Annotated in this window: 8 protein-coding genes, 9 tRNA genes and 2 pseudogenes; 14 read left to right on the top strand and 5 right to left on the bottom strand. The window is 39.3% G+C overall.

Going from position 1 to position 11,568, the window contains the following annotated elements:
* The first annotated feature begins 51 nt into the window (after positions 1 to 51).
* The 9 genes from AC4HAO_RS11115 (at position 52) to AC4HAO_RS11075 (ending at position 1,042) form a co-directional block, all read left to right on the top strand.
* A tRNA-Val gene (locus tag AC4HAO_RS11115) sits at positions 52 to 124 on the top strand.
* A 122-nt stretch (positions 125 to 246) separates the two neighbouring features.
* Positions 247 to 319: transfer RNA gene (locus tag AC4HAO_RS11110), tRNA-Asp, on the top strand.
* A 138-nt stretch (positions 320 to 457) separates the two neighbouring features.
* A tRNA-Lys gene (locus AC4HAO_RS11105) sits at positions 458 to 530 on the top strand.
* Between the two features lie 5 nt (positions 531 to 535).
* A tRNA-Leu gene (locus AC4HAO_RS11100) sits at positions 536 to 617 on the top strand.
* Positions 618 to 629: 12 nt separating this feature from the next.
* Positions 630 to 702 (top strand) — tRNA-Thr (locus tag AC4HAO_RS11095).
* Positions 703 to 705: 3 nt separating this feature from the next.
* Positions 706 to 777 (top strand) — tRNA-Gly (locus AC4HAO_RS11090).
* Between the two features lie 8 nt (positions 778 to 785).
* Positions 786 to 871 (top strand) — tRNA-Leu (locus AC4HAO_RS11085).
* Positions 872 to 879: 8 nt separating this feature from the next.
* Positions 880 to 953, top strand: a tRNA-Arg gene (locus AC4HAO_RS11080).
* Between the two features lie 15 nt (positions 954 to 968).
* Positions 969 to 1,042: transfer RNA gene (locus AC4HAO_RS11075), tRNA-Pro, on the top strand.
* Positions 1,043 to 1,191: 149 nt separating this feature from the next.
* On the opposite strand, the gene ntdP is transcribed toward AC4HAO_RS11075, so the two are convergent.
* Together ntdP and recX are read right to left on the bottom strand one after the other, a co-directional pair.
* Complete coding sequence (gene ntdP, locus AC4HAO_RS11070; RefSeq protein ID WP_447451705.1) at positions 1,192 to 1,725, bottom strand: nucleoside tri-diphosphate phosphatase; 534 nt, start codon at positions 1,723 to 1,725, stop codon at positions 1,192 to 1,194.
* Positions 1,726 to 1,850: 125 nt separating this feature from the next.
* Positions 1,851 to 2,627 (bottom strand): recombination regulator RecX, encoded by a 777-nt coding sequence (gene recX, locus AC4HAO_RS11065; protein WP_491135374.1) that lies wholly within the window; start codon positions 2,625 to 2,627, stop codon positions 1,851 to 1,853.
* A 127-nt stretch (positions 2,628 to 2,754) separates the two neighbouring features.
* On the opposite strand from recX, the gene rlmD reads away from it, so the two are divergent.
* From rlmD to AC4HAO_RS11040, 5 genes are all read left to right on the top strand, one after another.
* Positions 2,755 to 4,110, top strand: a complete 1,356-nt coding sequence (gene rlmD / locus AC4HAO_RS11060; protein WP_491135375.1) for a 23S rRNA (uracil(1939)-C(5))-methyltransferase RlmD — start codon at positions 2,755 to 2,757, stop codon at positions 4,108 to 4,110.
* Positions 4,111 to 4,553: 443 nt separating this feature from the next.
* Positions 4,554 to 5,117 carry a DUF6287 domain-containing protein gene (locus tag AC4HAO_RS11055; protein WP_491135373.1) on the top strand — a complete coding sequence of 188 codons (564 nt, stop codon included), beginning with the start codon at positions 4,554 to 4,556 and terminating at the stop codon, positions 5,115 to 5,117.
* Positions 5,118 to 5,246: 129 nt separating this feature from the next.
* Positions 5,247 to 7,040, top strand: a complete 1,794-nt coding sequence (locus AC4HAO_RS11050; protein ID WP_491135372.1) for a GBS Bsp-like repeat-containing protein — start codon at positions 5,247 to 5,249, stop codon at positions 7,038 to 7,040.
* 163 nt (positions 7,041 to 7,203) lie between these two features.
* Positions 7,204 to 7,848, top strand: coding sequence for a hypothetical protein (locus tag AC4HAO_RS11045; protein ID WP_491135371.1), 645 nt, complete (start codon positions 7,204 to 7,206; stop codon positions 7,846 to 7,848).
* 722 nt (positions 7,849 to 8,570) lie between these two features.
* The gene (locus AC4HAO_RS11040; RefSeq protein ID WP_491135370.1) at positions 8,571 to 9,506 is read left to right on the top strand and encodes a manganese-dependent inorganic pyrophosphatase; all 936 of its coding nucleotides are present in this window, start codon (positions 8,571 to 8,573) and stop codon (positions 9,504 to 9,506) included.
* Positions 9,507 to 9,601: 95 nt separating this feature from the next.
* Here the strand turns inward: AC4HAO_RS11040 and AC4HAO_RS11035 are convergent.
* The 3 genes and pseudogenes from AC4HAO_RS11035 to AC4HAO_RS11025 form a co-directional block, all read right to left on the bottom strand.
* Positions 9,602 to 10,099: pseudogene (locus AC4HAO_RS11035) on the bottom strand (IS30 family transposase); the annotation flags it as partial.
* A gap of 46 nt (positions 10,100 to 10,145) precedes the next feature.
* A protein-coding gene (locus AC4HAO_RS11030; protein ID WP_491135369.1) for an IS3 family transposase occupies positions 10,146 to 11,251 on the bottom strand; the annotation gives its coding sequence in 2 pieces (ribosomal slippage) (positions 10,146 to 10,975 and positions 10,975 to 11,251; 1,107 coding nt in all).
* 205 nt (positions 11,252 to 11,456) lie between these two features.
* A pseudogene (locus tag AC4HAO_RS11025) lies at positions 11,457 to 11,568 on the bottom strand (IS982 family transposase); the annotation flags it as partial.

Below are 11,568 nucleotides of genomic sequence, written 5' to 3'. Positions count from 1 at the left end.
GGAAAGCGAAGCTTTCGACTGTTTCCCAGCTAGAGCTAAATTTTCGACCTAGGGAGTTTAGCTCAGCTGGGAGAGCATCTGCCTTACAAGCAGAGGGTCAGCGGTTCGATCCCGTTAACTCCCATGATTAAGTAATGAGAACGTAAAGAAAAGCGTATGATTTTAGGAAATAGGTAAGAAATCCTGATTTCTTAAGCCATTTATCTAAATCCCTAGCTTTTTAGTTCGAATACAATTACTTGAATAGGTCCCGTGGTGTAGCGGTTATCACGTCGCCCTGTCACGGCGAAGATCGCGGGTTCGATTCCCGTCGGGACCGTTCAAAATGTCTGGAAGACATTTTGAAGTTGGAAATAAAGTAAGCGTAGCTTACATGATCAGTATAATAGTCCAGTGGACTATTTCAATCTGGAAAAAGAACAAATGCAGTTTGTGTTGGTTCTTTAAAGCCAAGAAGGACTCGTTAGCTCAGTTGGTAGAGCATTTGACTTTTAATCAAAGGGTCACTGGTTCGAGCCCAGTACGGGTCATAGATGCGGGTTTGGCGGAATTGGCAGACGCACCAGATTTAGGATCTGGCGCTTAACGGCGTGGGGGTTCAAGTCCCTTAACCCGCATAAGAGAGATAGGCCGGCTTAGCTCAGTTGGTAGAGCATCTGATTTGTAATCAGAGGGTCGCGTGTTCAAGTCATGTAGCCGGCATTAGCGAACGTAGTTCAGTGGTAGAACATCACCTTGCCAAGGTGGGGGTCGCGGGTTCGAATCCCGTCGTTCGCTTGAGGATTGCCGGGGTGGCGGAACTGGCAGACGCACAGGACTTAAAATCCTGCGAAGGGTAACCTTCGTACCGGTTCGATTCCGGTCCTCGGCATAAGAGAAGCACCCTTGGCTCAACTGGATAGAGTACCTGACTACGAATCAGGCGGTTAGAGGTTCGAATCCTCTAGGGTGCATAGCGATAGCATATACGGGAAGTAGCTCAGCTTGGTAGAGCACTTGGTTTGGGACCAAGGGGTCGCAGGTTCGAATCCTGTCTTCCCGATAGAGGGCGTTTTTTTATTTTGCTCAAGTCTTTTGGGGCTTTAGTAGATAAAAGAACAAATCTGAGGATTAAGCAGTGATTCTTTCTCATTGACTTCAGTTGATAAAAGCACCAAAAAGGTTGAGATCTTAGTCTCAACCTTTTTGATATTAACGACTTTTGAGTTCAAGATAACGTTTGTACCAAATATTAATATACGACTCTGAAAATGGCCCTTTTTCATTGTTAATCCAGTCTACAAGAATCTTCACATTTTCTTTGAGGATAAAATCGATATCCCCAGAATAGTGCATCTCTCGTTTATGTGTTTCATATTCATCAACGTCAAGCAATTTTTTTTCATGATTTTCAAATACCTTAACATCTAGGTCATAGTCAATATATTTAAGTGCCTCTTCATCCATAACATAGGGACTGGCTAAGTTACAGTAGTAGGAAACACCACTATCACGAATCATTGCGATGATGTTGAACCAGAATTTTTTATGAAAGTAAACAATAGCTGGTTCTCGAGTAACCCAACGACGGCCATCACTCTCGGTAACAAGGGTATGGTCATTAACACCGATAATAGCATTTTCAGTTGTTTTTAGTACCATAGTATCGCGCCATGTACGGTGCAAACTACCATCATGCTTATAACTCTGAATTGTAATAAAGTCGCCTTCTTTAGGTAATTTCATGGCAAAAACCTTCTACAATTAAGTTTATCTGTTATAGTTTAACATAATTTAGCCGAAAAAGCATTTTTTACGAAGAAGAAGTGCTTGAAAGCTCTTAGAATATATAGTGAATGGCAGTTATAAGTTTATAGATAGTCTCGCAAGGCTGATTCAATATCTGAATAATCATAACCTTTCCGAGCCAATGCTTGAATCAGATGTTGCTTGAGCTTGTAGTCACTATATTTTTTCTGGTACTTTGGGTAAAGCTTGTCTAATTCTCGATAAATTAACGTCATATCCCTGCTGCTATTCTTTTGAATATTTAGCTCATCTATAACTGCTCTGACAGTGCTAGTGTCGAACCCCTTTTGAAGTAATGATTGCTGTACCTTATCCTTTGTCGCCTTAGTAGGATAACGCCCTTCATACTTACGAAATAGCTTTTGTCCAACACGTTGAGCTAGGTCAAAAAAATCTTTCTCAGCCAAAATAGTTTCGCATACTGCTCTAGTAATCCCTTTTTGTTGAAGTTTTTGACTAAGAATAAAAGGCCCCTTGTCACCTGTATAAAAATTTTGATTGATGAAATTTTCAGCATACTGATAATCATCAATCCAGCGTTCTTCTTTGAGATTATCAAGTACTTTGAGAACGTTTAATTCACTAATATTATGTTGGGCGAGATAATTTTTTACCTCTTTTTGAGTTCGTGGTTTAAAAGAAAGAAAATAGAGGGCAAGATTCTTACCGTAGGAAAATTGGGAGAAAGATTGTATTATTTTTAACTGCTCGTCACTGATTTCCATCTGTTTTGATAGCATAAAATGTACAATGGTATCTTCGGTGATATAGAGACTTTCTTGATTATCAAGCTCTAAAAGATAGAGATGTTTTTTCTTTTCTATTTTAGTGATTTTCATAGGTTTATTATATCAAAAATGATAAAATGTTAGAGGTGTTGGCCTGCTTTCGGAAGTTGAACGAAGGAAAATTGTTCAATGTACCTTATGGGATTGTGGTAGTGTTATTAGAAAGGATCTGATAATGGTGAGTTTACAGGTTAAGCAGAGAATCCCTTTGAAAATAAAGCGTATGGGTATTAATGGTGAAGGAATTGGCTTTTACCAAAAAACCCTAGTATTTGTACCTGGTGCTTTAAAAGGGGAGGAAGTCTTCTGTCAAGTTACGGCGGTAAAGCGAAATTTTGTTCAAGCAAAATTATTACAGATTAATAAGAAATCTAACTTTCGTGTACAGCCTCAATGCCCTGTTTATGAAAAATGTGGAGGATGTCAAATTATGCATCTTCGCTATGATAAGCAGTTAGATTTCAAAGATGATATCCTAAGGCAGGCTCTGAAAAAATTTAAACCGGCCGGTTATGAAAGATATGAAATCCGTCATACAAAAGGAATGAAAAAACCTGACCATTACCGTGCAAAGTTACAGTTTCAGACACGCTACTTTGGAGGGAGTGTCAAAGCAGGTCTTTTTGCGGCCAATTCTCATCGCTTGGTTCCACTGGATAATTGTTTAGTACAAGATAAATTAACCCAAAAAATTGTAAATAAAGCGGCAGTGTTATTAGGCAAATATCAGATTCCAATTTATGATGGACGAAAAAAAGCGGGTGTACGGACAATCATGGTACGTAAAGCACAAGCTAGTTCCCAAGTTCAGCTTATTTTTATCACGAGTTGTTCTTTACGCTTGTCAGCACTAGTAAAAGACTTACATTTGGCCTTTCCTGAGCTTATTTCAGTTGCAGTTAACTATAATTATTCAAAGTCTAGTGATATTTATGGAGATAAGACGGAAATCATATGGGGGAAAAATAGCATTCAGGAAGGGGTATTAGACTATAGTTTTTCTTTATCACCACGTGCTTTTTATCAACTTAATCCTCAGCAGACTCAAGTCCTTTATAATGAAGCTGTTCAAGCCATGGATCTAACACCAGATGATCATCTGATTGATGCCTACTGTGGAGTCGGCAGCATTGGCTTAGCTTTTGCAGGAAGGGTAAAATCTGTTCGTGGGGTAGATATTATCCCTGAAGCTATTGAAGATGCTAAGCAAAATGCTAAGGACATGGGGCTTGGTAATACCTACTATGAAGTAGGTCAGGCAGAAGAAGTTATCCCTAAATGGTATGCCGAAGGGTACCATCCCACTGCCCTCATTGTTGATCCCCCTAGGGTGGGATTAGACAAAGGTTTGTTAGAGACCATTGTTCGATATGCTCCTGAAAAGATGGTATATGTTTCCTGTAATGCCTCAACTTTAGCACGGGATTTGGTGACTTTAACTTCTACCTATGAGGTAGACTATATTCAATCTGTTGATATGTTTCCACATACCGCCAGAACTGAAGCTGTTGTAAAATTAAATAGGAAGTATTAAAAGCATTAAGAAATAAAGCTGTGTAAGAGCTTGTTCAGTCTTCATTTATATTTTTGAATAAGTTCTTAACGAGGTAGTTGACTAACTTTTGTTTAATCGCAAGAGGAAAGCGAGAATTTAACCATCCGGGAGTCTTGAAAAAGTGGAAATATTCAGCCAGCTGTAGAGGCTCGGGTGATCTGAGGATGACTATTTGAGTTGTTAGCCCTAAAACAAAAGATAGGAAATAGATTGGGGGAGGGGCGTTTTAGGTCATGCCCTAGGAACTAGAGAGTGAAGAAAGCTAAAAAATTCTAATTTTGGCTCTCTTCACTCCTATTTTTAACAAAAAGAAAATTTTTAGAATACAAATATTACAATTAGATTAAAAAAGTTACAAAAATATGTTGACACGATATATCAGCTGTTTTATAATTAAAGAAAAGTAGGAGGATTTTCAAATAATGAAAAAAACATATAAACTTGCTGCTGTTCTTACCCTTAGTTCAATGTTCTTCTTAAGTGCTTGTCATAAGGAGACTTCTCAAAATAAACCTAATCAAAGCTCAGAAAAAACGGGCCAAACAAATAATAATATTAAAAAAAATAATAGTGGTTCTTATACTAATCGGGAATCTAGTAGTACTTCCTCTCCCGCCACGTCTTCACAGAGAGAATCTGGAGAAAATAACAATCAAGAAAACTCTTCATCCAGTATCAATGTCTCAGCAATTGCTAATGGCGACTTTTCTAGTGTAGCAGGAACTTGGCAAAATGCTAATGGAGATACCTTGGTATTTGACAATAATGGTTTGGTATCCGATACTCAGTTTATCCAGTCCCAAGGGGTATCTGGTGAAAAAGCCTTATTTACCATAGGTCAGAAAGATTCAGAAGTGGGCAGTGCTGCCCTATTTATGATCCCAAAAGGAGTTGCTTCTACTGCTGGAGCAACTTTTGATCAAGATGTAATAACAGTAGGACAGGGCGCTTCGTCAGATGAGACTCCCTATTATAAGACTAGTTAGTTCAGTCGTTAAAGTAGTTCGTATCAAAATTGCTATTACAAATACATTTCAAAATTACATTAATATGTTGACAACGTTTTTCGATTTATCTATAATAAGGGCAATTATGAAAATGAGAGGAGTATATAAATGAGAAAAGATTTATCATGGAGTGAAAAACAACGTTTTTCAATTCGAAAGTATTCACTAGGAGCTGCTTCTGTCTTAATTGGGGCTAGTTTGTTAATAGGGAATCAAGTTTTGGCAGATGAACAAGCTGCTCCCAATGATTCGACCCCTGATACTACAGTTCAAACAGTAGCCGTCAATGATGAGGGGCAAAATGTAGTTACTGACACTGAGATTGATAACTTACAAGAAAATAAAACAGCAGAGGATGCTGCAAGTCAGGCAGATATAAAAGAAGGTCTAGTTACTAACGAAGCTGCTTCGGCCACAGTTGATAAAGCGACACAGACTGATGGTAATACGACTCCCCCTGTAGCCGCTAATCAAAATACAGAATCAGCTTCAAGTGCTTCTGATACTAGTGAAGTTACTTTACCCACACTGGAGCGTTATACTTTTGATAAAGAAGTAGAAGTTAAGAGCGAACCCAAGGTAACTGCAAAAACGGATTTTACCTTTAAACAAGGGGAAAGTATTAACTATGATAAGCGTCTCCAAACGGACGGTTATAACTGGATCAGTTACGTTTCTTATAATGGGAATCGCCGTTATGTTATGCTGGATAAACTGGCAGCACCGGAGCCTCAGCCAAGTGAACCTAAGTTAACGGGGCAAATTAGCTTTGAAAATCAGACAGAACAAGGATTTGATATCCGCATATCTAATGTTTCAGATGATAATGGAGTTCTTGCTGTTAAGGTACCTATTTGGACAGTTAAAAATGATCAAGATGATTTGATTTGGTATGATGGTGTCAAACAAGATGACGGCACTTACAAGGTTGCTGTTAAGTTGGCTGATCATAAAAATGACAAGGGTGATTATCTCGTACATCTTTACTATGTTGAAAATGATGGTAGGATGGTTGGCATTACCGAAGCCAAGTATACAGTTGAAGAAACAACCTCGCAAGTCACCCGTACAGGAACTCTTTCCTTTAGCAACCAGGCTAATGGTGATTTCGATGTAATTATCTCCGATGTTTCAGACAGTGCAGGCCTTAAGGCTGTTAAGGTACCGGTTTGGACAGATGATAATGGTCAAGACGATTTGGTTTGGTATGATGGTGTCCAACAAGGAGATGGCACTTATAAAGTAAGTGTGAAGCGTTCAGATCATAAGGATGAAACAGGTCTTTATCAGATACATCTTTACTATGTTGAAAATGACGGTCAGATGGTTGGAATTACCAATGGACAACATACACCTGAGGTAAAAAAAGAAGAAAATAAACTAACAGGTACTATCACTATTCAAAATCAAACTGCTGATGGTTTTGAAGTCGTTGTTACAAATGTTGCTGATAGCAAGGGAATAAAGGCTGTTAAAGTTCCTGTCTGGACGGAACAATCAGATCAGGATGATGTTGTTTGGTATGATGCTACTAAACAAGATAATGGCGACTATATGGCTGTCGTTAAAACTAGTGAACATAAAGGAGAACACGGCGATTACAACATCCATCTCTACTACGTTGAGGATGATGATAGAATGGTCGGTGTAGCTGCTACCAAGACCACAGTTCCTCAGCCAGAGGAGGAAGCGGATTATGAAAGTACTCTTCCCTCATTGAGGAGTTATACCTTTGTTAAACAAGTAGATGTTAGAAATTCCCCTCAGGTAGCTTCTGATGTTGTCTTTACTTTTGATGCCGGAGAAAGTATTAATTACGATAAAATTTTGAGAAAAGATGGACATAATTGGATTTCTTATGTCAGCTATGGTGGTCAACGGCGTTACATAGTTATTGATTAGTCCTTATAATAAACCTTTCTATAGATAATCATCACTTCAATATCAGAGGTGATGATTTTTTAGAAGTTGGGAATAACTGCTTTCCCATAGGAATCCTAGAAAGTAGGGATTTTGACAGCCTTGTGAATTTGTGATACTATGGGACGAGAAAGTAGAGTAAAGTATGTATCGCGTATTAAGTATTGATGGTGAGGTCATAGTTCTCGCTAATACAGAAGGTCATGTCAAACGAGTGGAACGTTCGTCTTTTAGCTTTGACCCTAGATTGGGAGACAGGGTTGACCTTTACTATGACGAAAACGATGATGTTATCGCGACAAGAGCCAAGTTGACAGATAAAGGATCGGGTTCTCGAGCAATTAGATCAACGCTTCTGCAAGGAATTTTCGACCTCTTCACAGAAGTTTTAACAATCCATAATGACCAAGTTGGGAATATCCAGAAGATTTTATCCCAACTCTTCATAGCCTTCTTCATGGTTTGGGCTTTGGTTGGTGTCGTCGTAGTTGAGCTGGTTATCTTAATAGAATCACTCGTAATTTGGGCTTACCAGTTTATTGTGATTGCTATCAAGTATTTGCATGATATTATTTCCAAAAAATTAAAAGAGCGAGCTAAAAAACAAGCTCAGCGACAGACTTATATGGCTTATAGTGATTCCGTTTATAACCAAGAGTATGGCGATACTATCAACTCGGAAGCTTATGCTGACTATGAATATGAAGATGATTCTTATATTATTGACTTAGACTCCTTAGAATTGTCGCCCGATGAGCGTGACAAAGAGGACACGGATTACTCCAATTAGAAGGCAAGGCAGTCGGTAAAGGAAAAACTGCTTCACTGTCATTAAGTTAAAATCTCTAAGATTCGTCTTGAATCCTGATGTAGTGAGTGATAAAAAATTCAAGGAGGTTGAGACAAAAGTTCTCAGCCTTATTTATTTGGTTAATTTTATTTGCTAGGCGCAGTGGGTTGGGAGAAAAACTGGTTGACTCTGCCAAGAAGTCTTTCCCCTGCACAGTTCATTAGATGCTTTAGCACCAATGAACCACTGCTGGTTGGATATCCTTATCTTGGGGCGTTTCCCTATCTTTAGGTGCCCCCTTAAACAGTCCACTGGACTGTTTAACTACCACACAAATGATAGCTCCAACAGTTTGGGGAACTGTTGGAGGAGATCCAATTCTATGAATGTTAGCTCATGTTAATCCCTTTTTAATTGAGAAATAAAGCTTGTAAAGCAAGTGTCAAAATGCTCCGATGGAGTTTGGCAGTCTGGGGATAGACTGCCAAAGCCTGCCAGTTAAAAACAGAATAGTGGCAGAGGCCTGAGCCTTAAAATAAGAAAGCGAGGACAATCAAATTCTTTAAATTATTGACTTCTTTCCCCCACACTTTTTTAGCAGAAATAGGGCTTGACTATAAGCCAATTGATTTCTAAATAGTGTAGAAATCATGATTGAACCTTTCTTTATAGGTGAAATTTTGCTAAAATGATAAAGAAATAAACATTAATAGAGGTAAGATATGTCACAATTTTTAGTTTTTGGTCACCAAAATCCTGATACCGATGCTATTGCATCATCCTACGGCTGGGCTTATTTGGAGCGTACAGCTTTTGGACGTGATGCGGAAAGTGTAGCTCTTGGGACGCCAAATGAAGAAACTGCTTTTGTTCTCGATTATTTTAGTGTTGAAGCGCCACGTGTTGTTGAATCTGCTAAGGAAGAAGGCGTTAGCCAAGTTATCTTAACAGACCACAACGAATTCCAGCAATCTATTTCAGATATTCACGAAGTAGAAATCGCAGCTGTTATCGACCACCACCGTGTGGCCAACTTTGAAACGGCCAACCCGCTTTACATGCGTGTGGAACCAGTTGGATCAGCTTCTTCAATTGTTTATCGTGCTTTTAAGGAAAACAATGTTGAAGTGCCAAAAGAAGTAGCCGGTCTTCTCCTATCAGGTCTTATCTCTGATACCCTTTTGCTTAAATCACCAACTACTCACGAAACAGATCCACAAGTGGCTGAAGAGCTAGCCGAACTTGCCGGTGTTAATCTAGAAGAATATGGCTTGGCTATGCTGAAAGCAGGGACTAACCTTTCAAGCAAATCAGCTGAAGAACTGATTGATATTGATGCTAAGAGTTTTGAGCTCAACGGTAACAATGTGCGCGTGGCTCAGGTCAACACGGTTGATATTAATGAAGTTTTGGATCGCCAAGCTGAAATCGAGGAAGCTATTAAGACCTCACAAGAAGCTAATGGCTACTCAGATTTTGTTTTGATGATTACAGATATTCTCAATTCAAACTCAGAAATCCTAGCCTTGGGTAGCCATATGGATAAGGTTGAAGCAGCCTTCAATTTCAAATTGGAAAACAATCATGCCTTCCTTGAAGGGGCTGTATCACGTAAGAAACAAGTGGTTCCGCAGTTGACGGAAAGTTTTAACGGATAAAAACATATTAAGATTAGTAGTGAGGAAATCTCCGACGGGAGAGGGGCTTTACTACTTTTTCTTTATGATGAATTGCAATAATAAGTGCAACTTTTTTAAAACTCATTTAACAGTGCCTCAAAAGATGTTCTGTAACCTAAACATTTTCGTGGGCGTTGGTTAATTTCAACTAAAGCTGAATACAATTCTTCATCGCTTATCAAGGATAAGTCAGTTTTCTTGGGAAAGTATTCTCTAAGTAGCCCATTTGAATTCTCGTTACTCCCTCTTTGCCAAGAGGAGTAGGCATCTGCGAAGTAAAAATCAATACCTAACTCTTCGACCTTTGGATAACAAGTGAATTCCTTCCCACGATCTGATGTGAACGTTTTTAAGAGATCTTTTGGGAAAAGTTGACAGAGTTGTTGAATAGCTGAAAACATAGAAGCGGCTGTTCGATCGGGTATTTTGAAAGCTAGATAAAACCGAGACTTGCGCTCTACAAAGGTAGCTAAACACCCCTTGCTCTTTCCACGAGAAGAGACGACAGTATCTAATTCCCAATGACCAACAGTCCCTCTATTTTTGACTTCTTTAGGCCGTTTAGAGATCGGGTGAAAAGGCAACAGTTTTCTGTACAAAATTTATAAAGTGTTTTTGTTAAGCGATGATTCGCTTCGTCATGGGTGTTTGGTAGTTGAGACTACCGTGAATGCGGTGATGATTCCACCAGTGGACATAATCTTTCGTTTTTAGGGTTAATTCTTCTAGCGAATGGAAGGTCTCTTGGTTGATAAACTCCAGTTTGAAGGAACGATAAGTGCTCTCAGCTACGGCATTATCATAGGGACAACCAGCCTGACTTAGAGACCGAGTGATGCCAAACGCCGCCAACATCCCATCAATCAGAACATTGTCAAACTCCTTGCCACGATCAGAATGGAATAGCTTCACTTTGCTTAGCGCATAAGGAATGCTTTGAATGGCTTGTTTGACGAGCTCTGCCGTCTTGTGCCAACCAACTGCCAGGCCAATCATTTCACGATTGAAGAGGTCAATAATGAGGCAAACATAAGCCCAGCGACTGTCAACGCGGACATAAGTCAAGTCAGTCACAAGCGCTTCCAGTGGTCTTTCTTGGTTGAATTGTCTGGCTAAATGATTTGGAATGAGTGCCTCATTTTTCCCTTTAGAATACGGCTTGAAGGCAGCCTTCTGGTAAACCGAAACGAGATTCAATCTCTTCATGATGCGACGAATCCGACGGCGAGACAGGGTTATGCCTTCAGATTCCAGACACTTCTTGATTTTTCTAGCACCATATCTAGATTTACTGTCAAGAAAGAGACGCTTAACCATTTCTTCAAGATTCTCTTCAGATACTGGTTCTACAGCTTTGTAATAATAGCTAGAGCGAGGAATGTTCAAACAACGACACATAGCGGAAATGCTGTATTTGTCTTTGTTCGCAGTGATTATTTCCCTTTTCGTGCCATAATCACTGCCGCTTGCTTTAGGATATCTACCTGCATTTCCAACTCTTTGTTACGTTTCCTGAGTGCGATCAGCTCACGCTGTTCATCGGTAAGGTTATCGACAGTTTTGAAGGAACCAGTCGTTCGTGCCTGTTTGACCCACTTGTCAAAGGTTGAAGGGGTTAGCTCATATTCTTTGATGAGCTCGCTGCGTTTCATACCTGCCTTGTGAAGGTCAACGATTTGTTGTTTAAAGTCATCTGTGAAATGACGGCGAATTTTTCTAGACATATCTGTTCTCCTATTTTCTTTAGTGTAGAACACTTTATCATTTCTGTCTAGTTTAATGTAACCTATTCAATGTATTATCTCGCTACGCCTAAGAAACTTTACCGATTATACTTCTACCCAAAATCGTTAAAGTCGTCTGTGCCATATTATTGTAACACCTTATCACAAAATAAGGTGTTGCCTTTTCAATGTAATACCTGTGGTGCTAGTTGAAATATCTGCAGTTATGTGCAAAGAAAGCTTGCTGTAAAAACAATTCCATTCCAGTAAGACTTCTAGCTAGTGGTCTTTCAATATCAAATAAACGACAAAGTGAC

The sequence above is a fragment of the Streptococcus sp. ELY_137 genome, assembly GCF_058314515.1.
This window is presented reverse-complemented; position numbering and strand designations above follow the sequence as displayed.